General features: G+C 68.2%; 20 protein-coding genes and 1 other RNA gene. 6 read left to right on the top strand and 15 right to left on the bottom strand.

Annotated features, from left to right (window positions below; genetic code table 11):
* Nucleotides 1-377 precede the first annotated feature (377 nt).
* Nucleotides 378-1565, bottom strand: coding sequence for an IS481 family transposase (locus ACF8O7_RS05735; RefSeq protein ID WP_392442697.1), 1188 nt, complete (start codon nucleotides 1563-1565; stop codon nucleotides 378-380).
* 484 nt (nucleotides 1566-2049) lie between these two features.
* Here ACF8O7_RS05735 and ACF8O7_RS05730 point away from each other — a divergent pair, with 484 nt between their 5' ends.
* Nucleotides 2050-3006 carry a tripartite tricarboxylate transporter substrate binding protein gene (locus ACF8O7_RS05730; protein WP_016448063.1) on the top strand — a complete coding sequence of 319 codons (957 nt, stop codon included), beginning with the start codon at nucleotides 2050-2052 and terminating at the stop codon, nucleotides 3004-3006.
* A gap of 5 nt (nucleotides 3007-3011) precedes the next feature.
* Here ACF8O7_RS05730 and ACF8O7_RS05725 read toward each other — a convergent pair whose 3' ends face one another.
* The 3 genes from ACF8O7_RS05725 to pcaB are packed head-to-tail and all read right to left on the bottom strand — an operon-like array spanning nucleotide 3012 to nucleotide 6869.
* Nucleotides 3012-4445, bottom strand: coding sequence for a lyase family protein (locus ACF8O7_RS05725; protein ID WP_203399966.1), 1434 nt, complete (start codon nucleotides 4443-4445; stop codon nucleotides 3012-3014).
* Nucleotides 4446-4449: 4 nt separating this feature from the next.
* A complete protein-coding gene (locus tag ACF8O7_RS05720; protein ID WP_012203368.1) occupies nucleotides 4450-5442 on the bottom strand; it encodes a tripartite tricarboxylate transporter substrate-binding protein in 993 nt (330 codons plus the stop codon).
* Between the two features lie 44 nt (nucleotides 5443-5486).
* The gene (pcaB, locus tag ACF8O7_RS05715; protein WP_392442694.1) at nucleotides 5487-6869 is read right to left on the bottom strand and encodes a 3-carboxy-cis,cis-muconate cycloisomerase; all 1383 of its coding nucleotides are present in this window, start codon (nucleotides 6867-6869) and stop codon (nucleotides 5487-5489) included.
* 97 nt (nucleotides 6870-6966) lie between these two features.
* Here pcaB and ACF8O7_RS05710 point away from each other — a divergent pair, with 97 nt between their 5' ends.
* Nucleotides 6967-7713 (top strand): GntR family transcriptional regulator, encoded by a 747-nt coding sequence (locus ACF8O7_RS05710; RefSeq protein ID WP_016448060.1) that lies wholly within the window; start codon nucleotides 6967-6969, stop codon nucleotides 7711-7713.
* Here the strand turns inward: ACF8O7_RS05710 and ACF8O7_RS05705 are convergent.
* Both ACF8O7_RS05705 and ACF8O7_RS05700 read right to left on the bottom strand, forming a co-directional pair.
* Nucleotides 7710-9566 carry an ABC transporter ATP-binding protein gene (locus tag ACF8O7_RS05705; protein WP_016448059.1) on the bottom strand — a complete coding sequence of 619 codons (1857 nt, stop codon included), beginning with the start codon at nucleotides 9564-9566 and terminating at the stop codon, nucleotides 7710-7712. The two genes, ACF8O7_RS05710 and ACF8O7_RS05705, sit on opposite strands and share 4 nt — an antisense overlap.
* Before the next feature lie 301 nt (nucleotides 9567-9867).
* The gene (locus tag ACF8O7_RS05700) at nucleotides 9868-11082 is read right to left on the bottom strand and encodes an MFS transporter (RefSeq protein ID WP_126312858.1); all 1215 of its coding nucleotides are present in this window, start codon (nucleotides 11080-11082) and stop codon (nucleotides 9868-9870) included.
* A 105-nt stretch (nucleotides 11083-11187) separates the two neighbouring features.
* On the opposite strand from ACF8O7_RS05700, the gene ACF8O7_RS05695 reads away from it, so the two are divergent.
* Nucleotides 11188-12096, top strand: a complete 909-nt coding sequence (locus ACF8O7_RS05695; RefSeq protein ID WP_017406936.1) for a LysR family transcriptional regulator — start codon at nucleotides 11188-11190, stop codon at nucleotides 12094-12096.
* Nucleotides 12097-12156: 60 nt separating this feature from the next.
* Here the strand turns inward: ACF8O7_RS05695 and cysK are convergent, their stop codons facing one another.
* Nucleotides 12157-13074 carry a cysteine synthase A gene (cysK, locus tag ACF8O7_RS05690; RefSeq protein WP_016448056.1) on the bottom strand — a complete coding sequence of 306 codons (918 nt, stop codon included), beginning with the start codon at nucleotides 13072-13074 and terminating at the stop codon, nucleotides 12157-12159.
* Between the two features lie 138 nt (nucleotides 13075-13212).
* Here cysK and ACF8O7_RS05685 point away from each other — a divergent pair, with 138 nt between their 5' ends.
* Nucleotides 13213-14148 (top strand): LysR family transcriptional regulator, encoded by a 936-nt coding sequence (locus ACF8O7_RS05685; protein ID WP_392442691.1) that lies wholly within the window; start codon nucleotides 13213-13215, stop codon nucleotides 14146-14148.
* Between the two features lie 20 nt (nucleotides 14149-14168).
* Here the strand turns inward: ACF8O7_RS05685 and ACF8O7_RS05680 are convergent, their stop codons facing one another.
* The 4 genes from ACF8O7_RS05680 to ACF8O7_RS05665 all read right to left on the bottom strand — a co-directional run bounded on the left by ACF8O7_RS05680 (nucleotide 14169) and on the right by ACF8O7_RS05665 (nucleotide 18856).
* A complete protein-coding gene (locus ACF8O7_RS05680) occupies nucleotides 14169-15539 on the bottom strand; it encodes an amidase (RefSeq protein ID WP_212645047.1) in 1371 nt (456 codons plus the stop codon).
* Between the two features lie 50 nt (nucleotides 15540-15589).
* On the bottom strand, nucleotides 15590-16267 hold the full coding sequence (locus tag ACF8O7_RS05675) for a DUF2848 domain-containing protein (RefSeq protein WP_133072311.1): 678 nt from the start codon (nucleotides 16265-16267) through the stop codon (nucleotides 15590-15592).
* Nucleotides 16268-16372: 105 nt separating this feature from the next.
* Complete coding sequence (locus ACF8O7_RS05670; RefSeq protein WP_209798912.1) at nucleotides 16373-17698, bottom strand: MFS transporter; 1326 nt, start codon at nucleotides 17696-17698, stop codon at nucleotides 16373-16375.
* A gap of 258 nt (nucleotides 17699-17956) precedes the next feature.
* Nucleotides 17957-18856 (bottom strand): DMT family transporter, encoded by a 900-nt coding sequence (locus ACF8O7_RS05665; protein WP_034366269.1) that lies wholly within the window; start codon nucleotides 18854-18856, stop codon nucleotides 17957-17959.
* A 96-nt stretch (nucleotides 18857-18952) separates the two neighbouring features.
* On the opposite strand from ACF8O7_RS05665, the gene ACF8O7_RS05660 reads away from it, so the two are divergent.
* Together ACF8O7_RS05660 and rnpB are read left to right on the top strand one after the other, a co-directional pair.
* Nucleotides 18953-19747 (top strand): helix-turn-helix domain-containing protein, encoded by a 795-nt coding sequence (locus ACF8O7_RS05660; protein WP_016453123.1) that lies wholly within the window; start codon nucleotides 18953-18955, stop codon nucleotides 19745-19747.
* A gap of 56 nt (nucleotides 19748-19803) precedes the next feature.
* Nucleotides 19804-20229: RNase P RNA component class A (rnpB, locus tag ACF8O7_RS05655), an RNA gene on the top strand.
* Between the two features lie 44 nt (nucleotides 20230-20273).
* Here rnpB and ACF8O7_RS05650 read toward each other — a convergent pair.
* From ACF8O7_RS05650 to ACF8O7_RS05635, 4 genes are all read right to left on the bottom strand, one after another.
* Complete coding sequence (locus tag ACF8O7_RS05650; protein ID WP_209798908.1) at nucleotides 20274-22760, bottom strand: TonB-dependent siderophore receptor; 2487 nt, start codon at nucleotides 22758-22760, stop codon at nucleotides 20274-20276.
* A gap of 162 nt (nucleotides 22761-22922) precedes the next feature.
* Nucleotides 22923-24230, bottom strand: a complete 1308-nt coding sequence (locus ACF8O7_RS05645; RefSeq protein WP_209798906.1) for a sigma-70 family RNA polymerase sigma factor — start codon at nucleotides 24228-24230, stop codon at nucleotides 22923-22925.
* A gap of 95 nt (nucleotides 24231-24325) precedes the next feature.
* Entirely contained in the window at nucleotides 24326-25069 is a 744-nt protein-coding gene (locus tag ACF8O7_RS05640) for a pseudouridine synthase (protein ID WP_012203381.1), read from the bottom strand.
* A 53-nt stretch (nucleotides 25070-25122) separates the two neighbouring features.
* Nucleotides 25123-26793, bottom strand: a complete 1671-nt coding sequence (locus ACF8O7_RS05635) for an MBL fold metallo-hydrolase (protein WP_126312863.1) — start codon at nucleotides 26791-26793, stop codon at nucleotides 25123-25125.
* Between the last annotated feature and the right edge of the window lie 39 nt (nucleotides 26794-26832).

Here is a 26832-nt window from a genome sequence, read left to right as displayed (position 1 = left end):
ACAGCCAACAGCCAACAGCCAACAGCCAACAGCCAACAGCCAACAGCCAACAGCCAACAGCCAACAGCCAACAGCCAACAGCCAACAGCCGGCGCCATCGCTCCGCTCGGCTTCAAACCGGGGCCGAGCGAAGCGAAGGCCCGCACCACCTCCCGTATGTCAGCGCCTGCGGCGTGGTGGTTGCGGGGTTGCAGTCCTGCCGAAGGACAGGACTGCTTCGTGACCTGACTCGCTGCGGTTGTCTGAGCGGCGCGCGAAGCGCAAAGCGAGTTCCGCAGCGAACCCCGCAACCGCCACGACGCAGGTTGCCCCGGAGCGAAGCGCAGGGGTCGCGGGCATTTGGGTGTACGTGTCAAGGACATGGGTAACAACTCAGCTCACAGACATGGGTAACACTTCAAGCTCACATAGTCCTTCTGGGGTCCTCGCACATCCTCTTCGTTGAAGCAGCCCAGTCGCACCGGCCCCAGATACACATCCCACTGGCCAGCGGCCACCTCCTGCATCCCGATCCACTGCCCCGCCAGCAGGTAGCCGATGTAGACCCGCAGCGCTCGCCAGTAAATCAAGCCGTTGTGGCTGACCCGAACTCTTTCCCAATGCTTCGGATACTCCAGCTCCGGTAGCTTTGAGAGGTATGGCCTGACCGAGTCGCTGTAGTGCTGGGCCGGCATGCTTTGCTGCAAGGCCTCATGCGGGCGCTGCTGGTTGTAGTGCTCCACAAAGGCATCGAGCTGCATCTGCAATGCCGCTTTGTCCGCCGCAGGCTCTTTGCCCAGGGCATGCTTGAGCGTGCGGTGCATCCGCTCGTGGCGACCGTTTTGCTGTGGCTTGCCCCTCTCGATGCGCTCCGGCCTGATGCCCAGCCTTATCCACCATATCGCCAGGCGTGACAGGCCCGCCACGCCAGTAGTCGCGAACGGCGGACCGTTGTCACTGCGTATGCGCTCGGGCAGTCCGTATTGCCGAAACACCTGTTCGAAGCTGCGTTTGGCATCCTCGTAGTTGGGGCTGTCGTAGACATGCACGGCCAGCAAATAACGGCTGGCGTGGTCCATGATGGTCAATGGATAGCACCAGTGACCATCGGCTGTCTTGAACTGGCCTTTGTAGTCTGCACTCCACACCCCATTGGGCTGCTTGCTCGTTCGCAAGGGCTGGGCCGTAGGCACCGAGCGTCTGCGTACACGCCTGCTGCAAACAAGCCCCTCAGCCTTCAGCACGTTGTAGATGGTGGTTTTGCTGGGTGTCTCCTGTGGGCCCCAACGCTGCAGGAGCAAAGCGTGCAGCTTCTTGGGCCCCATCTGTGACCTTTGCTGCGTGCGCAGCTCAATGATGGCCCGGCGCTGTGCATAGCTGATCGCCTGATTGTTCCCGTGGGGCCTGCGACTGCGTTCTTGCAATCCATCCATGCCCAGTTGGCGGTAACGCTCAACCCACTTGTAGGCCGTCTTGCGGCTGATGCCGTAGCGCCTGCACAGCTCGCTCAGCGGCACGCCACTGCGCAGGTGGTCGGCTATGAAGAGCAGTTTCTCGTCCATGGGTGCGCACTCCTTCCAGGGCATGGTGATCGCTCCTTGGCTGCTGTTGGCTCCAGCTGCCAAGCTTGGATCTGTTACCCATGTCCTTGTACTGATGTGTCACCTATGAGTGTGAGTCGTACCGGGCGCGTTTCTTTGCCTACTTTCTTATCGCGCGATAAGAAAGTAGGTCGGCCGCCGGGCCGAGACCCGGCCTCGAAAAACAACCCCCCGGCAGGGACAAAAAAGCATCCCTGAATGGCAGCCGCTCTGAGGGCACACGCCCCATGACTGTCGCCTCAAAGACATGCCCCACCCACCACAATGCGCAAAAAAACACCCCACCACCCCCCGCAAACCAAGCAACCACGCCACCCCCTGCTATAGAGCCATCAGTCCCGCACCCACGCTGCGCGTTTTCCCCAGACGCCCCAACGCTACGGGCTTGCCCGAATCCATGGTTGGCATGCATCCATCTAAATTGAACAGCAGCAAGTTCGATGGTCGTGAGCCTCTGAGGAAGATGGAAATGCAAAGACGAGTGTTTGGCGCATGGATGTGCGCATCGGTCCTGATGACGGGCGCAGCATGGGCGCAGGACAGCTATCCCAGCCGCCCCATCAGCCTGGTCGTGCCCTACGGCGCGGGCGGCGTGACCGACGTGGTGGCGCGTGCGCTGGCCCAGGGCATGGGCAAGCAGCTGGGGCAGACCGTGGTGATCGAGAACAAGCCCGGCGCGGGCGCGTCCATGGGCGTGATGGACATGCGATCGGCCAAGCCGGACGGCTACCGCCTGACGCTGGCGCCCGTGAGCATCTTCCGCCAGCCGCACATCCAGAAGGTGCAGTACGACCCGGTGCGCGATCTCAGCTACATCGCCACCTACATGACCTATGACTTCGTGCTGGCCGTGCCCCAGGACTCGCCGTTCAAGACGGTGCAGGACCTGGTCGAGTTCGCCAAGAAGAATCCGGGCGCCGTGGACTACGGCACGCCGGGCAAGTTCACGGCCAACCATGTGGTGATGGCGCTGCTGGAGCAGGCCACGGGCGCACGCTTCACGCATGCGCCCTTCAAGGGCGATGCCGAGGCGCTGAACTCGCTGATGGCCGGCCATATCAAGTCCGGCGTGTACGCCAACACGGTGCTGCCGTACCTGAGCTCGGGCAAGCTGCGCGCGCTGGCCTCGGCCTCCGAGGTGCGGCCCGAGGCCTTTGCCAACGTGCCCACGTTCCGCGAGGCCGGTTATGCCTTCGATGTGCCCTCGCCCCTGGGCATTGCCGGGCCGCGCGGCCTGCCGCCCGAGATCGTGCGCAAGCTCGAAGCCGCCATCAAGGCCGCCATGGACGACCCGGCCTTCCGCCAGGTCGTCGGCAACTACGGCGTGCGCACGCAGTTCCGCGGCAGCCAGGAGTACACGGCGTTCGCCAGGAAGGCGTTCGAGGACGAGAAGAAGATCGTGCAGAACATAGGCCTGGAGGATTGAGGCCGCTACGCGGGCGGCAGCCCGGCCATGGCACGCAGGTCCACCAGCCGGTCGTACTCGGCCGCCGTGACCAGCCCCAGCTCCACGGCCGCCTCGCGCGGCGCAATGCCGCGCGCCATGGCCTCGCGCGTGATGCGTGCCACGGCGTCATAGCCCAGCACCGGGTTGAGCGCGGTGGCCTGCAGCAGCGAGTGGCTGACCTGCTGCTCCAGCCGCTCCGTATGTGCCTGCAGGCCGGCCACCAGTTTCTCGGCAAACACGCGGCTGGCGTCGCCCAGCGCGCGCATGGCGCGCAGCAGGTGGTGGATCAGCACGGGCTTGGCCACGTTGAGCTCGAAGTGCCCGGCCGAGCCCGCCAGCGTGACGGTGAGGTGGTGGCCCATGGCCTGGTAGGCGGCCTGGACCACGACCTCGGCCACGGTCGGGTTGCGCTTGCCCGGCATGATGGAGGAGCTCAGCCCATCGTCGGGAAACACCAGCTCCCCCAGGCCGCAGCGCGGGCCTGAACCCAGCAGGCGGATGTCATTGGCCATCTTGGCCAGCGAACCGGCCACCACATTGAGTGCGCCCGAGACCTCGATGAGCGCATCGTGCGCGGCCATGCCTTCGAACTTGCAGGGATTGGGCGTGACCGCCAGGCCCGTGAGCGCCTGTATCTCCTCGCAGAAGACCCGGTCGAATCCGGCCGGCGCGTTGAGCCCCGTGCCGGCCGCCGTGCCGCCCTGGGCCAGGCTCCACAGCCGGGGCTGGGTGTCCCGCAGCCGGTGGATGCCGTGGCCCACCTGGTGGGCGAATGTCTCGAAGCTCTGGCCCAGCGTCATGGGCACGGCGTCCATCAGGTGCGTGCGCGCCACCTTGAGCACGCCGGCAAAGGCCAGGGCGCGTTCCTGCAGGCGCTGCTGCAGCTGTTCCAGGGCGGGCAGCAGGTGGTCGCGCAGCTCCAGCGCCGTGGCCAGGTGCATCACCGTGGGAAAGCTGTCGTTGGACGACTGCGAGGCATTGGCATGGTCGTTGGGGTGGACCGGGCTGCGCGTGCCGGGGGGCTGGCCCAGCATCTGGTTGGCGCGGTTGGCGATGACCTCGTTGGCATTCATGTTGGTCTGCGTGCCCGAGCCCGTCTGCCAGATGGTCAGCGGGAAATGCGCGTCCAGCAGGCCGTCGCGCAGTTCGGCGGCTGCGGCCTCGATGGCCGCGCCGCGCTGGTCGTCCAGCACGCCCAGGCGCCGGTTGGCGCGCGCTGCCGCCAGCTTCTGCAGCCCGAATGCGCGGTACAGGCCCTGCGGAAAGCGCTCCTCGCCAATGGTGAACAGCTCCAGCGCGCGCTGGGTCTGCGCGCCCCAGAGGCGGTCGGCAGGGATGTGGACGGGGCCGAAGGCATCGTGCTCGATGCGGGTATGAGCTTGGGTCTGTGCCTGGGCCTGGGTGCGTGTCTGGTCCATGGGCTCAGTCCAGCGAGATCTTCGCGTCGGCTGCCACCTTGCGCCAGCGCTCCACCTCGGCGGCCGTGTGGCGTGCCAGGGCTTCGGGCGCGTATTGATCTGCGGGCAGCAGGCGTATGCCCTGGGCGGCCATCCTGTCGGTCCAGGCCTTGTCGGCCAGGGCCTTGGTATAGGCCTGGTAGACCTTTTGCACCACGTCGCGCGGCGTGCCCTTGGGCGCGTAGATGCCGTACCAGGTGGCGGTCTCGAAGCCCGGCAGCAGCTTCTGGCCCAGCGCGGCGGCGCCCGGGAACTGGGGCATGGGCTTGTCCGAGGTGAGGGCGATGGCGCGGATGCGCTCGCCGGCCAGCTGGGGCAGGGCGGTGTTGGTCTGGTCGAACATGGCATCGACCTGGCCGGAGATCACATCGGTCATGGCCGGTGCCGCGCCCTTGTAGGCCACCTGGGTGATCTCCATCTGCGCGCGGCTGGCGAACAGCGCCGCCACCAGGTGCGAGGTCGATCCCACGCCCGCGTTGCCGAAGTTCAGCCGGCCCGGGTTCTGCTTGCCGAAGGCCACCAGCTCCTCGGCCGTCTTGTACGGGGAGTTCTTGCCCACCAGAAGCACCAGCGGCGTGTCGGGGAAGCGGAACACCGCCTCGAAGTCCTTGACCGGGTCATAGGCCAGCTTCTTGTACAGCGACGGCGCCGCGCCCATGTAGCCCATGTGGCCGACCAGGAAGCTGTAGCCGTCGGGCGCCGAGCGCGCCGCCTTGGCCGCGCCGATGGTGCCGCCCGCACCCGGAACGTTCTCGATGATGATCTGCTGGCCCAGCTGGGTGCTGGTGCGCTGGGCGATGTCGCGCGCCATGGCGTCCGTGGGGCCGCCGGCCGCGAAGGGCACGATCCAGGTCAGCGGCTTGGCGGGGTAGCCGCCCTGGGCGTGCGCGGCCAGGGCGAAGGTGGTGGCGGCCAGGGCAAGGGCCAGGCGTGGCAGGCGGGGAAGATGGAAAGGCATGGTGTTGTCTCCTGTAGTGCTGTGTTCTGTCCTGGGCCGGGATGTCAGCGGCCGCTGGCTGTATGGGCGCGCGACAGCGCAAGGGCGCGGTCCACCATCTGCGGGGCCTCGCCCAGGTAGTTGCGCGGGTCGGTGAGGCGCTGCAGCGCCGCGCGGTCGAAATGGGCCGTGACTTCGGGCAGGCGGGTCAGCGCATCGGCCAGCGTGCCGCCCTCGGCGTTGACGCTGCGGCAGGCGGCATAGACGATGTCGTGCGCCTGCTGGCGGCCCGTGTGCGGGGCCAGGCCCATCATCACGGCCTCGGCCACGATCAGACCGTCGGTCATGTCCAGGTTGCGGGCCATGCGTTCGGGATCGACGATGAGGCCGCCCAGCATGAAGCGCGCCTGGTGCAGGGCGCCGGCCGAGAGCACGAAGCTCTCGGGCAGGGCCACCCATTCGGCGTGCCAGGGGCCGGTGGCGCGCTCCAGGTCCTGGACCATGGCGTCCAGCATCAGGCCCGCATGCTGGCGCACGGCCTTGGAGGCGGCCAGCATCAGCTCGCTGGAGATGGCGTTGCGCTTTTGCGGCATGGTGCTGCTGGCGCCGCGCCCCGTGACGAAGGGCTCGAACACCTCGCCGAACTCGGTGGAGGACAGCAGCATCACGTCGTAGGCGATCTTGCCCAGCGAGCCGGTGACCAGGGCCAGGAAATTCACGGCCTCGGCCAGGCCGTCGCGCGCCACATGCCAGGTGGTGGCGGGCACGCCCAGGCCCAGTTCTTCCATCAGCAATTGCTGCACTTCCAGGCCCCGGCCGCTCAGCGAGGCCAGCGTGCCTGCCGCCCCCGCGAACTGGCCCACCAGCACGCGCGGGCGCAGTTCCTTCAGGCGCTGGGCATGGCGGTCGAACATGGCCAGCCAGATGGCAGCCTTGTAGCCGAAGGTGATGGGCAGGGCGTGCTGCAGGTGCGTGCGGCCGGCCATGGGCGTGTCGCGGTGGCGTTCTGCCAGGTCGGCCAGGATGGTGCGCAGCGCGGCGATGTCGGCATCGACCAGGTCCAGCGCATCGCGCACCTGCAGCACGGTGGCGGTGTCCATGATGTCCTGGGTGGTGGCGCCCCAGTGGATGTAGCGGCCTGCGTCGCCACACTGTTTCACCAGCTGGTGCACCAGCGGCAGGATGGGGTAGCCGACAATGTCGGTTTCCTTGCGCAGCAGCTCGAAGTCCAGCGCTTCGAGGCTGCAGCGCTGCGCGATCTCGTGTGCGGGCTCGGCCGGAATCACGCCGCAGCGGCCCTGGGCGCGTGCCAGCGCGACCTCGACCTCTATGTAGCGCGACACCAGCGCGCTGTCGGCGAAGATGGCGCGCATGGCGGGGGTGCCGAAGGCGTCGCGGAACAGCAGCGAATCGATGGCGGTGCTGGCGGTGAAGGACGGAAGGGTCATGGTGCGTAATTGCGATTAAGTTCGGACATATCGATATTTTTATTTATGTACGTACATTACGAACATCCGGGTTTGCCTGGGGGGAAGGCCTGCGCCCATGGCTGAGACACGCTATGCCCAGGTGGCGCGCGACCTGTCCGAGCGCATTGCCTCGGGCGAATACGCCGTGGGCGCCCTGCTGCCTACCGAGCTGGAGCTGTGCGACCGCTATGGCGTGAGCCGCCACACCGTGCGCGCGGCGATTGCCGAGCTGCAGCAGTCGGGGCTGGTCTCGCGGCGCAAGAAGGTCGGCACGCGCGTGGAGGCGGCGCAGCCCCATGCGCACTACCGCCAGGCGCTGACCTCGCTGGAGGACTTGGTGCAGTTCGGCGCCACCCATGTGCGCGAAGTGCGGCGCATCGAGGAGGTGGTGCTGGACCAGGACCTGGCCGCCGAACTGGACTGCCCGGCCGGCAGCCGCTGGCTGGCCATCTGCAGCCTGCGCCGCGACGGCGCAGCGCCGCACCTGCCCATTGCCTGGACCGTGGTCTATGTGGATGCGCAGCGCTTTGACACGCAGGAGCTGGCCGAGCGCGTGCGCGCCGCGCCCGAGTTGCTGGTCAGCAGCCTGCTGGAGCAGCAGTACGGCCTGCGCATCGCGCGGGTGCGGCAGGCCGTGGTGGGGGCGCTCATTCCCGAGGCGCTGTCGGAGGAATTGCAGGCCCCGGCCGGGTCAGCGGCGCTGAAGATCGTGCGCCGCTACCTGGATACCGATGGGGAGTTGATGGACCTCAGTGTGACCTTGCACCCGGCCAGCCGCTACACATTGCATACGCAGCTGGACCGGGATCTGGCGAGCGTCTAGCCGTTGGCGTTGGCAGCTTCCGAGCCCTGCTCTGCGAGGAAGCCGCCGCTCTGGTGCGACCACAGCTTGGCGTAGATGCCGCCCAGCTCCAGCAGTTGCTGGTGCGTGCCCTGCTCGACGATCTGGCCCTGGTCCATGACGATGAGCCGGTCCATGGCCGCGATGGTCGACAGGCGGTGGGCGATGGCGATCACGGTCTTGCCGTGCATGAGGCTGTCCAGGCTTTGCTGGATGGCGGCCTCGACCTCGCTGTCCAGCGCGCTGGTGGCCTCGTCCAGCAGCAGGATGGGCGCGTCCTTGAGCATCACGCGCGCAATCGCCACGCGCTGGCGCTGGCCACCCGACAGCTTGACGCCGCGCTCGCCCACCTGGGCGTCGTAGCCGCTGCGGCCCTTGAGGTCGGTCAGCGTGGCGATGAAGTCCGAGGCCTCGGCCTTGTCCGCGGCGGCCAGCATCTCCTGCTCGGTCGCATCGGGGCGGCCGTAGAGGATGTTGTCGCGCATGGAGCGGTGCAGCAGCGAGGTGTCCTGCGTCACCATGCCCACGGCGCCGCGCAGGCTGTCCTGCGTGACGGTGCGGATATCCTGCCCGTCGATGGTGATGCGCCCGCCCTGGGGTTCATGGAAGCGCAGCAGCAGGTTCACCAGCGTGGACTTGCCCGCGCCCGAGCGGCCGATCAGGCCGATGCGCTCGCCCGCGCGAATGTGCAGGTTCAGGTGGTCGATCACCTGCTTGCCGCCGTCCTTGTAGGCAAAGCTCAGGTCCTCGAAGGCGATGGCGCCGTGCGTGACCTGCAGCGGCCTGGCGTCGGGCGCGTCCACGATGGTGCGCGGCTTGGTCAGCGTGAGGATGCCGTCCTGGATGGTGCCCACGTTCTCGAACAGGCCCGTCATCTGCCACATCACCCAGTGCGAATAGCCCATCAGCCGCAGCGCCATGGCAATCACCGCTGCCACCACGCCCGCGCTGGCCTGGCCGGCAGACCACAGGTACAGCGCCGTGCCCGTGGAGCCCACCAGCAGCAGGGTGATCATCAGGTGGTTGGTGATCTCGAACAGGCTGACCAGCCGCATCTGCGCATAGCCGGTGGACTTGAAGGCGTCCATGGCGTTGCGCGCGTACTCGGCCTCGCGGCGCGTGTGGGCGAACAGCTTGACGGTGGCGATGTTGGTATAGGCATCGGTCACGCGGCCCGTCATCATGGAGCGCGCGTCGGCCTGCTCCTTGCCGATCTTGCCCAGGCGCGGAACAAAGTAGAAGCAGGCGCCGATATAGGCCAGCAGCCACAGCGCGAACGGAATCATCAGCCGCCACTCGAAGCTGGCCGCCAGCACCAGGATGCCGATCATGTAGACGCTCACGCCCACCAGCACATCGACCACCATGAACACCACTTCGCGCACCGACAGCGCCGTCTGCATGATCTTGGTGGTGATGCGGCCCGCGAACTCGTCCGCATAGAACGACATGCTCTGGCCCAGCATCAGCCGGTGGAACACCCAGCGCAGGCGCATGGGGAAATTGATGGCCAGCACTTGGTGCATCACTGCCGTGTGAAAGGCCAGCAGCAGCACGCTGGACAAGAGGATGGCGGCAATGCCCCAGACCGTGCCGCGCTGCTGCTCCCAGAAGCCTGCCGGCGACACGGTGGACAGCCAGTCCACCACATGGCCCATCAGGGCGAACAGCGCCGCCTCGTAGACGGCCAGCAGCGCCGAGGTGCAGGTCAGCAGCGCGATCCAGCCGCGCATGCCTTGCGTGCAGGCCCAGATGAAGGCGAAAAAGCCCTTGGGCGGGACCGTGGGCTCGACGCTGGGATAGGGCGGAACGCGTTTTTCAAAGAAACCGAACAAGATTTTTTTACTCCTTGGTCAGACCATCGTAGGCCAGAGTCGGGTTTGCCCGATGCGCGTTCAGCATGACCTTTGGGCGCAACATGTTTTGTAAGAGATCTCCACACAACTGTCTTACGCCGGGCTGGGCGTCACGTCTGCGCTGCACACAGGCGGCGGTCCGGGATGCGGTCGCGGCGCCGGTACGGATTGTCCAGGCCCGAGGCTGTTCACTTTGTGCGCGAGCAGACAACGCAGCATGCAGCGGCCAGCAACAATGCACGCCGCTGCGATTGCCGGCCATGGCTCTTCATGGAGTGGATCATGCGCAGTGCGCGTGCCTTGCTCGCCCCGAGCGTGCCATGCACAGCGCCGCCACGGCCGCCAGCATGGCCAGGCCGGCGGCAACCCGGCCCGTGGACAGAGGGCCTGCGGTCTGCAGTGCCCATCCGCCCAAAAGGGCACCCAGCGCAATGCCGGCATTGGCGGCCGAGACATTGGCCGTGCCCGCCAGGGCCTGCGCCTGGGGTGCGGATTGCATGACGCGGATCTGGCAGACCGGGTACAGGGCCGTGTTGGCCACGCCCCAGACGGCCAGCGCGACCACCAGCCAGGGCAGGGCCTGGGCCAGCTGCACGGTGGCCGCCATGCCCAGGGCCAGTACCAGGCACAGGGCCGCTGTGACTCTCAGCGCGTGGCGCTCGGCCCAGCGCCCGCCCAGCCAGTTGCCGGCCAGGCCGACGGCGCCAAATCCCATCAGCCACCAGCCCACGCGTGCGGGTGCCACGCCGGCGGCGCGCTCCAGGATTTCGGCCAGATAGGTATAGGCCGTGAACATGGCCGTGAAGACCAGCACCGACAGCGCAATCTGCGCCAGGAACCGGGGAGTGCGCAACACGCGCAACTGCTGCGCCAGGGGCATGCGGGGCGCGCCTTCAAGCGCCGGCATCTTCCATTGCAGGGCCAGGGCCACCAGCAGCGACAGCAGGGCCAGCAGGCCGAAGGCGCCGCGCCAGCCCACGGTATCGGCGGCCAGCGTGCCCAGGGGAATGCCCAGCAGCAGCGCCGCAGAAATGCCCAGGTAGACGCTGGCCACGGCACGGCCTGCGCGTGACGGTCCTGCCAGTTGCGCAGCGGTTTCGCTGGCCGTGCCCCAGAACACCGGCAGCGCCATGGCCGGCAGCAGGCGCGCCAGTGCCAGCACGCCCAGGCTGGGCGCCACGGCCGCCAGCGCGTTGGAGCCCGCAAACAGCAGGGCAATGGCCACGAACAGGCGCTTGCGGCCCACCGGTGCCAGCCAGGCCGTGAGCGGCGGACCGGCCAGCGCCACGACCAGGGCGAACAGCGTGACCAGCTGGCCGGCCGCCGCAGCGCTGGTGCCCAGGTCGCGCGCCAGCGCCGGCAGCAGGCCGACGATCAGGAACTCCGTTGTGACGATGACGAAAGCCGCCACCGCCAGCACGGCGGTGGCGGCCTTGCCTTGGGTGGCAGGAATGGAGGGGCGGGCATCGCGGTTCAGGGATGGGGCAGGGGACATGCGCAAAGACTCCGGGGAAAAGAAACAACAGGCCCGCGAGCTTATTTAAGATTTGAATTCTTATCTCGGATGAATTTTCTGCAGATACTGGAAATTGATTCTTGAATGAAAGCCGCCATCGCCATGTTTCCTTCGGAGCGTCTCAAGGGCATCGAGGCCTTTGTCTGTACCGCAGACGCGGGCAGTTTCACGGCTGCTGCCGAGCGGCTGCACCTGACGGGCTCGGCCGTGGGCAAGGCCGTGGCCCGGCTGGAAGCCCGGCTGGCGACGCGCCTGTTTGAACGTACGACGCGGCGGCTGCGGCTGACCGATGCCGGCGAGGCCTTCTACCGCACCTGTGTGCGCGTGCTGGGCGAGCTGGAGTCGGCCGAGCAGGTGCTGGCCGCCGAGCACCTGGAGCCCGCAGGCAGGCTGCGCGTGGACCTGCCGGCGCTGTACGGACGGCTCAAGGTGATGCCGCTGCTGCTGGAGTTTGCACAGCGCCATGCGGCGGTGCAGCCCCAGGTGTCGTTCACGGACCGCTTCGTGGACGTGGTGGACGAAGGCATCGACGTGGCCGTGCGCATAGGCGGCAGCGTGCAGCTGCCTGCGGGGCTGGGCCAGCGTCTGCTGGGGCGGGAGCGGCTGGTGTTCTGCGCATCGCCTGCCTATCTGGAGCGGCGCGGAGCGCCTGACAGCCTGCAGGCACTGGCCGGCCATGATGCCGTGGCCTATGGAAGGACCGATGCAGGCATGAGTGCATGGCAGAGCAGTGCCGGCGCCATTGCGGTGCAGCCGCGCATGGTGCTGGGCGATGGCGAAGCGGTGGTGGCTGCCGTGATGGCGGGCTGCGGCATCGCCCAACTGGCCACGTGGATGGTTGAGGCGCCGCTGCGCGATGGCCACCTGCTGCGGCTGCTGCCAGGCGCCGAAGTCGATGGCCTGCCGCTGCACCTGGTCTGGCCGCGCAGCCGCCAGTTGCTGCCCAAGGTGGATGCGCTGCTGCGGCACTTGGCTCAGGGCCTGACGATCTGAACGGCTCTGCCATGCAAAAGGCCCGCGAAGGGCCTTTGGCTTGTTCAGGGGGCAGGGCGGTCAGGCCGGCAGGAAGCCTTCCACCGACAGGTAGCGCTCGCCCGTGTCGTAGTTGAAGCCCAGCACCTTGGCGCCTGCGGGCAGCTCGGGCAGCTTTTGCGCGATGGCGGCCAGGGTGGCGCCCGAGGAGATGCCGACCAGGATGCCTTCCTCGCGGGCCGAGCGGCGTGCGTACTCGCGCGCGGGTTCGGCTTCGACCTGGATCACGCCGTCCAGCAGGCTGGTGTCCAGGTTCTTGGGCACGAAGCCTGCGCCAATGCCCTGGATGGGGTGGGGCGAGGGCTGGCCGCCCGAGATCACGGGCGATGCGGCAGGCTCCACGGCGAAGACCTTGAGCTGGGGGAATTGGGCCTTGAGCACCCGCGCCACGCCGGTCAGGTGGCCGCCCGTGCCCACGCCGGTGATCAGCACATCCAGGCCTTCGGGGAAGTCGGCCAGGATTTCCTGGGCGGTGGTGCGCACGTGCACATCGATGTTGGCGGGGTTCTCGAACTGCTGCGGAATCCAGGCGCCAGGCGTCTGGCTGGCCAGTTCCTGGGCGCGGGCGATGGCGCCCTTCATGCCCTTTTCCTTGGGCGTGAGGTCGAAGCTGGCGCCGTAGGCCAGCATCAGGCGGCGGCGCTCGATGCTCATGCTCTCGGGCATGACCAGCACCAGCTTGTAGCCCTTGACAGCGGCCACCAGGGCCAGGCCCACGCCGGTGTTGCCGCTGGTGGGCTCGATGATGGTGCCGCCGGGCTTCAGGGCGCCGGATTTTTCGGCGTCCTCGACCATGGCCAGCGCGATGCGGTCCTTGATGGAGCCGCCGGGGTTGCCGCGCTCGGACTTGATCCACACATTGGCACCGGCGCCGAACAGGCGGTTGATGCGCACGTGGGGCGTGTTGCCAATCGTTTGCAGGATGTTGTCAGCTCTCATCGGACCTCCGCGATTTTGGGGTGGTGGTTGGACAGTCGGGGTGTTGCGCAGCCAGCGTGCGCGGTCACGGAGCATTGTGCACGCAGGCGTTCCATGCATGGGCTATATCGATATGGCCTGGACGGCTAACATCGCCGCATGAATCTACGGTTCCTGGAAACCTTTGTGCTGCTGGCCGAGCTGCGCAATTTCCGCATGACGGCCGAGCGGCTGTACACCACGCAGGCCGCCGTCTCCAGCCGCATCGCCACGCTGGAGCAGGAGTTCGGCGTGCGCCTGTTCGACCGTGGCGTGCGCGAGGTCACGCTGACGGCCGACGGCGCCAAGGCCCTGGTCCATGCCGAGCGCATGCTGCGCCTCATGCGCGAGATGCGCGAGGACATGCTGGACAAGCAGGCCTATGCGGGCGTGATCCGCATCGGCGCCATCGAGTCCATCGTGCACAGCTGGTTCCCCGATTTCCTGGCGCTGCTGCAGCAGCGCTATCCGCGCCTGCAGGTGGAGATCGCCTGCGACACCACGCTGCACATGTCCGACCAATTGGTGAAGGGGCAGCTGGACCTGTCGCTGCAAGCCAAGCCCGTGACGGCGGCCGGCTTGGGCCATCTGTCGCTGGGCGAATTTCCCATGGCCTGGGTGGGCAGCCCCAAGCTGGGCATTGGCGACGAGACCCTGAGCCTGGCCGAGCTGGCGGCCTTTCCCATCATGTGCTTTGCGCGCGGCTCCGAGCCGTATGCGGTGATCGAGCAGTTGTTCTCCACCGAAAGCAGCGCCTCGGTGCACCTGAACTGCATTGCCTCGGTGGCCACCATGATCCGCGTGGTCTGCGACGGCCTGGGCGTGGCCGCCGTGCCGCCGGCCATCATCCAGCGCGAGCTGGCCGAGCAGCGCCTGCGCCTGCTGCGCGTGGACCGTGAGTTCCCCTCGCTGCCGCTGGTGGCCTGCTACCGCAATGACCACCAGAACCCGCTGACCGAAGTGGTGGCGCGCGCGGCCGAGGAGACCGCCGCCGCCTTTGCGCTGAACCACGGCCAGGCCGTGGCGCGGCTGCCGGGCAGCGGCCTGGGCGGCTAGGCCCGAGGCCGTCTGGTCGATCAGCCCTGCGCCGAAGCCAGCAGCTGCTCCACGGCCAGGGCCACGGACAGCAGTCGCCGGTCCTGCCCGCCGAGGCCGGCCAGGCTCAGGCCCACGGGTGCCTCGCCTGCGCGGTGGCAGGGCAGGGAGATGGCGCAGCCGTCGAGGAAGTTGATCAGCGTGGGGTTGCGCAGGATCAGGCCGTTGGCGCCGAAGTAGGCCTCGTCGCTCTGCGTGAGGTCGGCGATCTTCGGGGCGACCACGGGCACGGTGGGCATGACGATCAGGTCATGGTCGGCCATCTGCGTGCTCACGGCGGCAATCCACTGCCTGCGGCGTGCCAGCAGGTCGATGTAGTCGGCCGCGCTGATGTCCTTGCCGCGCAGGATGCGCGTGCCCACGCGCGGGTCGTACTCGGACAGGCGCGTGGCGATGTGGTGGCGGTGCCAGGCCCAGGCCTCGGCGGCCGTGAAGCCGCCCTTGGAATTGATGTCGGCCAGCTCGCCGAAGGGCGCGACCACGGCATGGGTGATGTGGGCGCCTGCCTGCGACAGCCGGGCCAGCGTGCGCTCCCAGGCCGCGGCCACGGTGGCGTCCATGCCGTCCAGCACCACGTTGGTGGGTGCCAGCAGGCGCAGGCCCTGCAGCGGCGCGGCATGCAGCTCGCCCAGCGGCTCGCCGGAGAGGATGGCGTCCAGCGTGGCGCAGCAGCGCACGCTGGGGGCCAGCGGGCCGATGGAGTCCAGGTTGGCCGACAGCGGCAGCACGCCTTCCATGCTCACGCGGCGCGCCGTGGGCTTGAAGCCCGTGAGCCCGCACAGCGCCGAAGGAATGCGCACCGAGCCGCCCGTGTCCGAGCCGATGGCCGCCATGGCCATGCCGTCGGTGACCGAGATGGCCGCGCCCGAGGACGAGCCGCCCGGGATGCGGCCGCCGTCCTCGTCACGCTGCCAGGGATTGCGCGGCGTGCCGTAGTGCGGGTTGATGCCCAGGCCCGAGTAGGCGAACTCGGTCATGTTGGTCGTGCCCACGATGACGGCGCCGGCCTGGCGCAGGCGCTGCACCACTTCGGCCGTGCGCTGCGCGGGCGGTGCGTCGGCCAGCAGGCGCGAGCCGCCCAGCGTGGGAAAGCCGGCGATGTCGAACAGGTCCTTGACCGAGACCGGCAGGCCCTCGATGGGCGAGCGCGCCAGGCCGGCCGCACGCAGCACGTCGCTGGCGCGGGCCTCGGCCAGGGCCGCGCCCTGGAACACGCGCGTGAACACCTTGGGGCCTTCCCCCGACATGGTGCGGGCCAGGGCCTGCTCGGTCAGCTGCACCGAGGTGGTTTCGCCGCCATGCAGGCGCTGTGATGCCAGTTCCAGGCTGGGCAGGGGGAGGGCTTGGGTCATGTGGGAAGTCCTGTGGGTGAAGGCGGGCGTGGGCGGATCGGAGTCGCGGCTCAGGCCACGACGTCCAGCGGTTCGCTGCGGTAGCTGTGGCGGATGGAACGCTGGCTGCGGGGATCGTACAGCTCCATGGAGAACTGCGTCGAGGGGCGGATGCCGCCGATGGCGCCCACCGTGCCGCAGGTCATGCCGCAGCCTGCGGGCAGCAGATCCTTGCCGCCCGTGAAGCCTGCGATCAGGTCCTGGGGCGTGCGCAGGCTGGCCAGCGTGCCTTCCTGGTAGAGCACCTCGCGGCCGTCTTCCACGATCCACGAGCGCACGACCAGCTCATCCCAGTGGCCGGCCACGTCGGCAAAGCGCCAGGCCTGGGTGGCCACGGGCTTGACGCAGGCCTGCTTGGAAAAGGCCACGCTGTAGGCTTCCAGCTTGCGGTCCGTGTGGTCGGAGGCCAGGCTCACGAACATCTCGCCTTCGTGCGTGAACACGAAGACCTCGACCTCGCCCGAGGAGTCCGGGCCCAGCACCTGCAGCGCGCTGTGCTGGCTCAGCTGGTTGCTGGAGATGCGGTAGTACAGCGGCACGGCGCTGGGGCGCGGGATGCCGATAGCGGCCAGCTCCTCGATGTGGTGCTCGATGGCCTCGCGGTCGCGGCCGGCCCAGCCGGCGACGATGAGGGTGTCGAATTCAGGGGCGAAGGTCTGGCCTTCGGGGGTGGTGAACTGCAGTTGCATGGCAGGCGATCCAGGGGGAATTCGGGGCCGCGGGCCCCGGTGAGAAAACGCGGAAGTCAGGCTGTGGCGTGCGGAGGGCGTGGAGCGGCACCGCACGCGCAGGCCTCACTGCTTCCTGACGAAGAGCACGACCAGGAAGGCCGCCAGGAATTCGAGGGCTGCCACGAAGTACAGGCCCGAGGACAGCGATCCCGTGCTGGTCTTGAGCGCGCCGATCATGTAGGGCGCCACGAAGCCGGCCAGGTTGCCGATGGAGTTGATCAGCGCAATGCCGCCGGCCGCCGCCGTGCCGGCCAGGAAGGCGGCAGGAATCGACCAGAACACGGGAAAGGCCGCGAGGATGCCGATGGAGGCCAGCGTCAGCGCGCACAGGGCGAGCACGGCGTTGTGCAGGAACAGGCCCGTGAGGATCAGGCCCGCCGCTGCGATCAGCGCGGACAGGGCGCAGTGCATGCGGCGCTCGCCGGTCTTGTCCGAATGCATGCCGTTCCAGACCATGGCCAGGGTGCCGGCCAGGAAGGGAATGGCCGAGATCAGGCCGATCTGCAGCGTGTTCTGGATGCCGATCTCCTTGATGATGGACGGCGACCAGAACGCGATGGTGGCGTTGCCGCTGACGATGCAGAAATACACGGCGGCGCACAGCCACACGCGATAGTTGCGGCACGCGTCCAGGAAGGACACATGCTTGTGGCCGCCCTGGTTCTCGGCCTCCACGGCGGCGGTCACGGCGCGCTGCTCGGCCGCGCTCAGCCACCTGGCGTTGGCGGGCTTTTCGGGCAGGTACAGCAGCACGAAGAAGCCGGCGATCACCGAGGGGATGCCTTCCAGGATGAACAGCCACTGCCAGTTGGACAGATGACCCACGCCCTGCATGCCGTTCATGATGGCGCCCGCAATCGGGCCGCCCACGGCGCCGGCAATGGCGAACGAGGTCATGAACAGGCCGTTGACGCGCGCCCGGTGGCGGGCCGGGAACCAGTAGGTCAGGTACAGCACCACGCCGGGGAAGAAGCCGGCCTCCACCACGCCCAAGATGAAGCGCAGCACGTAGAACATGGTGGGCGTGGTCACATAGGCCATGGCCATGGAGGCCGCGCCCCACAGGATGGTGATGCGCGCCAGCGTCTTGCGTGCGCCGATCTTCTCCAGCAGCAGGTTGCTGGGCACTTCGAACAAAAAGTAGCCGATGAAGAAGATGCCTGCGCCCAGGCCGTAGATGGCCTCGCTGAACTGCAGGTCGTCCAGCATCTGCAGCTTGGCGAAACCGACGTTGACGCGGTCTATCCAGGCCAGGATGAAGAGCAGGACCAGAAAAGGGATCAGGCGCCAGGCGATCTTGCGGTAGGTGGCGTCCATGTCGAGGGACGCGGCCTCGCCGGCGCCTGTGCTCTGTGCGAGGGGATGTGCGGCGGATGCCGGGCTGCTCATGGGGTGTCTCCTGTCTTCGAAAGTGCAGCGGGCACACGAGCCAGGCCGCTGGGACCGGGCCCGTGTGTCGTGGGAACCTCAGGCGTCTGGCGCTTGCATCGGTTCCTTTGGCGGCAGTATCGAAAGGCAGGACAGGGCTGTCCAACAAGAAATTATGAGCAGGCCTGAATGCAAATTCTTATGGGCAGCAATGGTGCGGGCGCCGCACCGGCATGCGGCATGCGTGCACCATTTGCGTTCGGGAAAACCCTGATTTTTTCAGGCGGTGGCGGCGGCACGCGGCGCACGCAAGGGCTGCTTCCACAGCTCGGCCAGCAGCAGGCCGCCGATGGTCAGCACGCCGCCCACGGCGTGGTAGGCCGCCAGGGGCTCGCCCAATGCCATGAAGGCGATCACGGCCGTGAAGATGGGTACCAGGTTGAAGAACATGCTGGAGCGGCCCGGCCCGATGCGCGCCACCGACATCATCCACAGCAGCGGCGCGGCGATGGAGGCCATGATGCCCGCAAAGCCCACCAGCGGCAGGTTGGCCGCGTTCAACCCCGTGCGCGGCGCCATCAGGAACAGCGGCAGCTGCGCGATCACGGCCACCAGGATCTGCAGGTACAGCAGTTGCACCGTGGCCAGGCGCGGCATGGGCCAGCGCTTGAGCAGGATGTTGTAGACCGCATAGGCCAGCATGGCCACGAACATCAGCGCGTCACCGCCATTGAGGCCCTGGGTGAGCAAGGTGGCAGGCTGCCCCGAAGACACCACCAGGGCCACGCCCGCAATCGCCAGCACGCAGCCCAGCACGGCGCCCCGGCTCAACGCCTGGCCCAGCATGGCGGTGGACAGGCCCAGCACCATCATGGGCGTGAGCGAGCCGATCAGGCCCATGTGCGTGGCCGATGTCATATGGGCCGCGTAATAGGCCAGGCTCTGGTAGATCACCATGCCCAGCATTCCCAGCACGATGAGGCGCGGCAGCTGCGGCCGGATGTCGGCGCGCTGGCGCCAGATGGACGGCAAAAGGAAAGGCGTGAACAGCACGGCTGCCACCAGCCAGCGGTAGAAACCGATCTCGGCCGCGCCGATGCTGTCGGCCGCCATCTTGCTGACCACGGTATTGACCGACCAGATGAGCACGGCGATCAAAGGGAAAAGGTAAGACCCCATTGGAAGACTCCTAAGACTGGTCCTATGATCGTTCTGTCCGACTTGGAGTGCATCCCTGGTTTCGGACAATCGATAGCGCAACCCGGACCATCCGCCATGCCCCGTCCCAGCAAGCCCATGCGCATCCAGAACGTCGAGGATGTGCCGGGCGAGTACTACTTCCGCTACGACGAATTCGGCGCCGACACCGAGGTGCCGCCGCACAGCCACAGCTGGGGTCACCTGAACTACACGCCCCACGGCAGCATGTGCATGGACACGGCAGGCCAGCGCTGGGTCTCGCCGCCGCAGTACGGCGTCTGGGTGCCGCCCGGCGTGGTGCACAGCTGCCATGTGGCGCACGCCGTGGTCTACCGCTCGGTCTACCTGGCGCCTGCGCTGTGCAGGGAGCTGCCGGCGCAGCCTTGCTCCATGCGCATCGGCGCCATCGTCAAGGCCATCCTGGCCGACTTTGCCGTGCGCGACGTGCACATTCCCGCCACCGACGCCGACCTGCGCCTGGCCCGTGTGCTCTACGACCAGTTGCGGGCCGTCCCCGTGGAGCCCGGCTATCTGCCGGCCGCCGAACACCCGGCCCTGGTCGAAGTGCTGACCCGCATGCGCGCTGCGCCCGAGGACCACCGCAGCCTGGCCCAATGGGCCGCCAGCGTGCACATGACCGAGCGCACCCTGGCGCGCCACTGCCAGCGCGAACTGGGCATGGGCCTGGGCGAATGGCGCCAGCGCATGCGCTACCTGCTGGCCATCGATGCGCTGGAGGCCGGCCTGAGCGTGCAGCAGATCGCCTATGACCTGGGCTACAGCACGCCCTCGGCCTTCATCGCCATGTTCCAGCGCGAGGCCGGCACCTCACCCGAACAATTCCGCCGCGAGTTCTGCATGCCGCCGTGAGGCTGTTGCGCCATCTGCCTGCAGCCCGGCCCAAGCCGCGAGATAATGCCGCCCGTGAAGCACGCCAGACCGCCGCTGGTGCAATCGTGGAAACACGGCACTGGAGGAACGTCCGGACTGCACAGGGCAGCGTAGCAGCTAACGGCTGTCCACCGTGAGGTGAGGATCAGAGCAACAGAGACGAGTTTGGACGGAACAATTCCCCCCGGGTGTTCTGTGGGTCGGCGAAAGCCGAACCGGATGGCGCAAGCCATACGGTCCATGCGCAAGCATGGAACCCACAGCCACCTTGGACGGGAACCGTCCAAGGTGAAACGGGCAATCTCTACGCGCAGCAATACCAAGTAGGCACACGTTGACGGGGCCCCCGGAGTGTGCGGGTAGGTAGCACCGAGCCGGGCGGCGACGCCCGGCCCAGATTAATGGCGGTCACATGCGGGCAACCGCGTGCACAGAATCCGGCTTATCGGCGCGCTTCACACTTTCTTCCATGCCCCGCCACCGGCGGGGCATTTTCATGGGCGGTTCAGAACTGGTATTTGGCCGTCAGCAGCAGCCTGCGCGGCACGCCGAAATAGTTGCCGCCGTTGTTCGTGCCCAGGGTCTCGAAATAGCGGCGGTCGAACAGGTTGCTGATGTTCATCTGCAGGTCCAGCTGCCGGTTCACGCGATAGCCGATGACCAGGTCGGCCACGGCATGGGCGGGCTGGCGGATTGCATAGCCCTCGGCGCTGGTCAGCGACTCGGACGTGGTGCGGCTCTGGTAGCGCAGGCCGCCGCCCACGCGCCATGCGCCCAGCTCGCCGCCCAGGTGGTACATGGCCGACAGCTTGAGCTGGTGGCGCGGCGTGTAGCTGGCATAGGGCGCGCCCTTGGCGCCTTCGGTGCTGTCGCTGGCGATCTCGGCCTGGGTGAAGGTATAGCCAAGGCCGGCGTTCAGGCGCGGCAGGATCTCGCCGCTGATGTCCACGTCCAGCCCCTTGCTCCTGACCTTGCCGACGGAGCGGTAGCAATTGGTCTTCACCGTGCAGGAGTTGATGTCCGCGATGGCCTGGGGCAGGTTGTCCTGCGTGGTGTTGAACACGGCAACGGCCAAGTTCACGCGCTCGTCCAGGTAGCTGCCCTTGAGGCCCAGCTCGAAGTTGCGGCCCTCCACCGGCGCCAGCATGCTGCCCGAGACATCCAGAAAATCCTGCGGCCGGAAGATGCTGGTGTAGCTGGCATAGGCCGAGTAGGTCTTGTTGATGTCATAGGTCAGCGCGGCATAGGGCGTGGCATGGGCTTTCTCGCTGAATTCGCGCTCCCGGCTCCAGCTGCCCTGGCGCTGGACGTTGGTGAAGTCGTACCAGTCCAGGCGCGCGCCGGCGATCAGGTTCAGTGGCTCGGCCAGCAGGAAGCGGCCCGTGGCGTAGGCCGAGGTCAGCGTGGTCTTCTGGCGGCGCGTCCACAGGTCTTCGGCCAGCAGGCCGGAGCGGTCCAGCGAGTCGGGGTTCCAGGTATAGGGATCGACGCCATTGGCGATCAGCCATTCCCCCGTGGGCGACAGGTAGCTGTAGCCCTGGTCGCTCCAGCGGATGGTGCGGCGGCTGAGGCCGAAGGCCAGGTCATGCTCGCGGCCGAACAGGCGCACGGGGCCCTGGGCCGAGGCATCGAGGCTGAGCTGGCGCTTGTCGTAGTCGTACAGGCCGCCGGCCACGTCGTAGCGCGTGCGGCTCTGGTCGTCCAGGCCGCCCGAGACCAGGTAGGCGCCGTCCAGCGCGGACTTGGCCTGCAGGGCGCGCGCGGCCAGCCTGGCCTTCCAGCCGTTGTCGAAGCGGTGCTCCAGGTCGGCGAACAGGCTGACCTCCTTCTTGTCCCATTTGCTCCAGGAGGGCGAGAAACGCCTGGATCGCGCAATGTCGAGGAAGGAGCCATCGAAGCCCATGGGCACGCCCATCCATTGCGAGCCGGGGTTGTCTTCGTTCACATAGGAGCCGCCCACGCTCAGCGTGGTGTCGCGCCCCAGGTCGAACTCGGCGGTGCCGTACAGCAGCTGGCGGCGGCTGCTGTAGCCATCAATGAAGTGGTCACGCGACTGGGCCGAGGCCACCACACGCCCGCGTGCCGAACCGTCCTCGTTGAGGGCGCCGCCCACATCGAGCTCGCCCACGGCCTGGTTCCAGCTGCCGCCGCGCAGGGTGACCGAGCGCTGGGTGGTGCGCGGCGCGCGCTTGCGCACGAAGTTGATGGTGCCCGAAGGGTCGCCCACGCCCGTCATCAGCCCCGTGGGGCCGCGCACCACTTCCACGTGGTCGTACATGGCCATGGTGTCGTAGGTGGAGGTGTCGGTTTCATACGAGACGGGCACGCCGTCCTGCAGGAACGAACCGATCACGAACCCGCGCGAGAAATAGCGCGCCCGGTCGTCGCTCCAGCGGTTGATGGTGATGCCGGTGGCGCTGTTGGCCACGTCGTCGATGGACAGCATGCCCTGGTCGTCCATCTTCTGGCGCGTGACCACGGTGAGGGACTGGGGCGTCTCGCGGATGGACAGCGGCAGCTTGGTCGAGGTGCTCATCAGCCCCGTGGTGTAGGAGCCCGAGCCCTCGGTGGTCGTGGTCTCGCCCACGGCGGACACCGTGACTTCGGGCAGGGCCACGGTGCCGGCGGGCTTTTCCACCACCAGCGTGCCCTGGCTTACATGGCCTTCCAGCCCGCTGCCGCGCAGCAGCCGGGCCACGGCGGCGGCGGTGCTCAGGCGCCCTTCCACGGCGGGCGCACGGCGGCCCTGTACCAGTTCAGGCGCGGCCAGCAGCTGCAGGCCAGCCTGGCGGGCCAGTTGGGCCAGCGCCTGGTCCAGCGGCTGGGCGGGAATGTGGAAGTCGGTGCTGGCGGCCGTGGCCGGGGCCGGTGCTGCCTGGGCCAGTGCGGCTGGAGACAGCTGCAGGGCCAGCAGCGCGATGCCCGCGGCAACGGCATGGTGGCGGGCAAGGCTGCAGGCAAGGCGGGAAGGCTTGGAGGGGAATGAAGACATGGAAGGTCCCGTGGCGGATCTGGGCAATGGCGATTCCCGGGCTGCGAATGCGTCGCGTTCCCGGGTCCTCATGCCTATACGAACGGGCGCAGGCATTCCCTCATGCCTGGTGCGCATGCGACGTGCATTCCGGGGCCATGGGCGCATCAGCGCATCAGCGCATCAGCTGCGGCGGCGGATGACCAGGGTGCGCCCGGTTCCCGGGCCCTGTTCCTCTTCCTGCACGCTGACCGGCAGGGTGCGCGGGAGCATGCGCAGCCAGCCCTGGGCCGCCGCAATGCGCACGCGCCCCAGCACGGGCAGGGCGGCGGCGTCGGGCTCCACGCGCAGTGGCTGCAGGCTGTAGCGCTCCAGGCGGCGGGCGACCTCGGCCAGCGGCGTGTTCTGGAAGTCCAGCCAGCCCTCGCGCCAGGCGGCCACTGCCGCAACCGTTCGCACGGCGGCCGTCTGGCCTGGCGCCAGGCGCAGCATCTGGCCTGCGCCCAGTGCATGCCGGGCGCCGCTGCCGTCGCGCACCTGCACGCGGCCCGCATCGACGGCGACCAGCACCGCATCGTCCTCCAGCGCCACCTCGAAGCGCGTGCCCAGCACGGTGACCTGTACGTCCGCCGCCTGGACCACGAAGGGCCGTTCCGTGTCGCGCGCCACGGCGAAGAAGGCGCTGCCGGCCAGCAGCCGCACCTGGCGGCGCGTGGCGTAGAAGTCCACCTCGGCACGGCTGGCGGCGTCCAGCGTCAGGGTGCTGCCGTCGGGCAGGGGCTGGTTCAGCAGGCGGCCGGTGGCCGTGGCCAGTCGCACCTGGTACTGCGGCATCCACTGGCGCCAGGCCAGCCACAATGCCGGGCTGCCGACACCCAGGCCCGCCATCCCCAGCAGGGTGGACAGGGCGCGGCGGCGGCCCGTGCGTGGTGCGGGTGCGGCGGTTTCTCCGCGCCAGCGGCGCAGCGAGGCTTCCACGCTGTCCATGGCGCGCATGACCTCGCGTTCCACGGTTTTGACCGAGACGCCGTGGCGCTCGGCCAGTTCGGCATGCGAGGCGCCCTCGATGCGGTCGGCCAGGAAGATGTCGCGGCAGCGCGCCGGCAGCTGCGCCAGGGCGCCTTCGACCCCGGCCAGGGCCTGGCGGTAGGAATGGGTGTCGGCCACATCGGGGCTGAGGGGGGAGGGCGGCTCGCCTTCCCTCGCGCTGGTGTCAAAGCGCTCGGCCGTGCGCTGGCCATGGCGCAGGTGGTCGATGGCGATGTTCTCCATCACCGCGTAGAGATAGGCGCGGCTGGCGCCTGGCGGACTGTCCGGCGCGGCGGGCGCATCGCTTTCGCCGCGCTGGCGTTCGGCCAGGCGTATCCAGGCGTCATGCACCAGGTCACGCGCGGCCTGCGGGCCGGCGCGGCGCGCCACGAAGCGCACCAGCTCGTGGTAGCTGTCCTGGAAGGTGCTCAGCAGGGAAGAGGAAGAGGCGGGCGCAGGCATGCGGGAGGCCCGAAGGCAGCACGGGAATCCCGCATTTTATGAAATGATTCTCATTTGCCGAATGTGCTACCCGCCGCGCACCCGGCAATGCCGGCCTAGAACCGCTCCCAGGGCATCAGGTAGCGCCACTGGCCTTCGGGCACCTTGGCCAGAGAGAGGCGGCCAATGCGCAGGCGGCGCAGGCTGACCACGCGCAGGCCCACTTCGGTGCACATGGCGTCGATCTCGTCGGGGGCGATGCCCTTGAGCGCAAAGCGCAGGTGGTTCTCGTTCTGCCAGCTCACGCGGCAGGGCGGCAGCTGGCGCTTGCCGATCGGCAGGCCGGCCTTCATCAGCTCCAGGCCGTCCTCGTGGATCTGGCCCTCGACGCCGACGATGCATTCCTGCTCCAGCCACATGCCTTCCTCGCCCAGCTTGCGCGCCACACGCTTGTCCTGGGTGTAGACGATGAGGCCGCTGGCCGGCAGCGGCAGGGGCAGGAAGGATTCCAGGTTCTTGAAGTGCTGGGCCAGCACCAGCAGCGGCATGGGCGTGTCCACCTGGGCCATGCTGGCTTCGCCCAGCAGGGAGTGGGCGCTGCGCACCCGGCCATAGGGCCGGCCCTGGGTATAGCCCGCAGGCTTGTTCATCAGCAGGGTGACGGGCGGCACGGCCTCGGGCTGGGCGCCGCTGCGCAGCGTGACCTGCTGCTCGGGGCGCACGCGCGTCTCGGGCAGTTGCACGACCTTGCCGTCCACCTGGACGTTGCCGGCGGTGATATGCAGCTCGGCCTCGCGGCGCGAGCATTGTTCCTGTTCGGCCAGGCGCTTGGCCAGGCGAACGCTTTCAGATTCAGACATGCGCGCAGCTTAACCAGATACCAGGCCCCGCGCGCGTCGTCGGTCATTGCCGGTCATTGCCGCCCGCACAGCGCACGGATGCGCTCCACATGGGCCAGAAGCGAGCGCTCGGCAATCGGCCACAGCTGGGGCGGGGCGTCGTCATAGGCCAGCCGCACCCAGTCCTGCACGCTGCCGTCGGGCTGTTTTTGCATGGCGGCCAGCACCTTGGCCTCGCGGGCCAGCCGGTGGGCCTTGAGTTTGGCGATCGCCTGGCGCGCAAAGCCCAGCACATAGCCATGGGCCGGCAGGATGAAGCGCGCATCGTGCGCGGCGCACAGCGCGTCCAGCCTGTCCAGCGAATCGATGTACTCGCGCATGTTGCCGTCGGGCGGATCGATGATGGTGGTGCTGCCGTTGAGGATGTGGTCGCCGCTGAACAGCAGGGCATCTTCCTCCAGCAGAAAGCACACGTGGTTGGCCGCATGGCCCGGCGTGAACACGGCCTGCAGCGTGTGGGTGACGGCGCCTTGCGCATCCTGCACGGCGATGCGCTGGCCATCTGCCAGCACGTGGTCTGGCGTGAAGCGGCTGGCCGGCCGGGCCGTGGGTGCCGAAGGCAGGCCGCCGATGGCCGGGCGTGGCTTGCCGGCCTGCACCGCCAGCGCCTGCAGCAGGGCTGCGCCCGGCGAATGGTCGGCGTGGGAGTGGGTGCACAGGATGTGGCGTATGTCGCCGCCGGCCGCCTCGAACAGGCGCTGCACATGCGCGGCGTCGGCCGGGCCGGGATCGATGCAGATGTAGCCCGTGGCGGTATCGCCCACCAGATAGCTGTTGGTGCCGGGGCCGGTCATCACGCCGGGGTTGGGGGCCGTCAGGCGCAGCAGGTTCTTGCGCAAGGGCACGGCGCGCTCGCTCTGCCAGTCCAGCGTGTGCAGGATCTGGCCGTCCGGGCAGACCATTTCCAGCTCGCCGAAGGGGGCCTCGTCCTCCATGTGGCGGGCTTCCTTGCCATCGAGAAAGCCGGTGCGCGGGCAGCACTGCCACAGCGGCCGCTCGCCTTGCAGGGCGGCGAACACGGCATCGGTGCCCGCGAAGCGGCTGAGCCGGTCCAGCGTGCGGATGGTGGGAAAGATCATGGGAAAGATGCCGGCGCGGTGGCGCTCCAGCGCTTGCTGGGGGCTCACCCAGATGGGCTCGAACTGTTCCGATCCGTCGGCGTCAGGCTCCTGGCCTTCGGGCATGCGCGCCACGAAGAAGGGCACATCGAAGCGCCGGGGCAGGTCGCGGTCGGCCGTCCAGTGGGCCAGGTACCACAGCGCATCCACGGCCAGGCGCAGGCCGCGTGCCTCGCACTGGGGAACCAGGGGAGCATTGCGGTCCAGCGTGGCCAGCTCGGCGGCCGATACCGGTCGGCCCTGGGCATCGTGGGCCAGCAAAATGCCGAGCTCCTCGAAAGTCTCGCGCAGGCCGGCGATGGCCTGGGTGACGCGCAGGCCATCGCCGGCCTGGGCGGGGCGGGTGCTGGCGCAGGCATGGGCGGCGTCGGCGGCGTCCTGGGCCTCGATGCCGCCGCCCGGGAAGACATAGGCGCTGGGCACGAAGCTGGCCTTGGGCGAGCGCCTTGTCATGAGCACTTCCAGTCCGCTGCCATCGGCGCGGTCGCGCATCAGCAAAACGGTGGAGGCCTTGAGCGTGTCTACGGGCTGGCGCTGGGGGTGCAGGAGCTGGCTGGGGCGGGTCATGGGGGCATTATGCGGATGGACCTGCATCGTGCTGTTGCG

Source organism: Delftia sp. WSY_16 (genome assembly GCF_043104415.1).
GTDB classification, from domain to species: Bacteria; Pseudomonadota; Gammaproteobacteria; order Burkholderiales; family Burkholderiaceae_C; genus Comamonas; species Comamonas tsuruhatensis.
This window is presented reverse-complemented; position numbering and strand designations above follow the sequence as displayed.

Excerpts from the sequence above, each read along its gene's own strand:
- ACF8O7_RS05735 (WP_392442697.1), bottom strand. The coding sequence starts at position 1,565 with ATGCCCTGGAAGGAGTGCGCACCCATGGACGAGAAACTGCTCTTCATA.
- ACF8O7_RS05730 (WP_016448063.1), top strand. The coding sequence starts at position 2,050 with ATGCAAAGACGAGTGTTTGGCGCATGGATGTGCGCATCGGTCCTGATG.
- ACF8O7_RS05725 (WP_203399966.1), bottom strand. The coding sequence starts at position 4,445 with ATGGACCAGACACGCACCCAGGCCCAGGCACAGACCCAAGCTCATACC.
- ACF8O7_RS05720 (WP_012203368.1), bottom strand. The coding sequence starts at position 5,442 with ATGCCTTTCCATCTTCCCCGCCTGCCACGCCTGGCCCTTGCCCTGGCC.
- pcaB (WP_392442694.1), bottom strand. The coding sequence starts at position 6,869 with ATGACCCTTCCGTCCTTCACCGCCAGCACCGCCATCGATTCGCTGCTG.
- ACF8O7_RS05710 (WP_016448060.1), top strand. The coding sequence starts at position 6,967 with ATGGCTGAGACACGCTATGCCCAGGTGGCGCGCGACCTGTCCGAGCGC.
- ACF8O7_RS05700 (WP_126312858.1), bottom strand. The coding sequence starts at position 11,082 with ATGTCCCCTGCCCCATCCCTGAACCGCGATGCCCGCCCCTCCATTCCT.
- ACF8O7_RS05695 (WP_017406936.1), top strand. The coding sequence starts at position 11,188 with ATGAAAGCCGCCATCGCCATGTTTCCTTCGGAGCGTCTCAAGGGCATC.
- cysK (WP_016448056.1), bottom strand. The coding sequence starts at position 13,074 with ATGAGAGCTGACAACATCCTGCAAACGATTGGCAACACGCCCCACGTG.
- ACF8O7_RS05685 (WP_392442691.1), top strand. The coding sequence starts at position 13,213 with ATGAATCTACGGTTCCTGGAAACCTTTGTGCTGCTGGCCGAGCTGCGC.
- ACF8O7_RS05680 (WP_212645047.1), bottom strand. The coding sequence starts at position 15,539 with ATGACCCAAGCCCTCCCCCTGCCCAGCCTGGAACTGGCATCACAGCGC.
- ACF8O7_RS05675 (WP_133072311.1), bottom strand. The coding sequence starts at position 16,267 with ATGCAACTGCAGTTCACCACCCCCGAAGGCCAGACCTTCGCCCCTGAA.
- ACF8O7_RS05670 (WP_209798912.1), bottom strand. The coding sequence starts at position 17,698 with ATGAGCAGCCCGGCATCCGCCGCACATCCCCTCGCACAGAGCACAGGC.
- ACF8O7_RS05665 (WP_034366269.1), bottom strand. The coding sequence starts at position 18,856 with ATGGGGTCTTACCTTTTCCCTTTGATCGCCGTGCTCATCTGGTCGGTC.
- ACF8O7_RS05660 (WP_016453123.1), top strand. The coding sequence starts at position 18,953 with ATGCCCCGTCCCAGCAAGCCCATGCGCATCCAGAACGTCGAGGATGTG.
- ACF8O7_RS05650 (WP_209798908.1), bottom strand. The coding sequence starts at position 22,760 with ATGTCTTCATTCCCCTCCAAGCCTTCCCGCCTTGCCTGCAGCCTTGCC.
- ACF8O7_RS05645 (WP_209798906.1), bottom strand. The coding sequence starts at position 24,230 with ATGCCTGCGCCCGCCTCTTCCTCTTCCCTGCTGAGCACCTTCCAGGAC.
- ACF8O7_RS05640 (WP_012203381.1), bottom strand. The coding sequence starts at position 25,069 with ATGTCTGAATCTGAAAGCGTTCGCCTGGCCAAGCGCCTGGCCGAACAG.
- ACF8O7_RS05635 (WP_126312863.1), bottom strand. The coding sequence starts at position 26,793 with ATGACCCGCCCCAGCCAGCTCCTGCACCCCCAGCGCCAGCCCGTAGAC.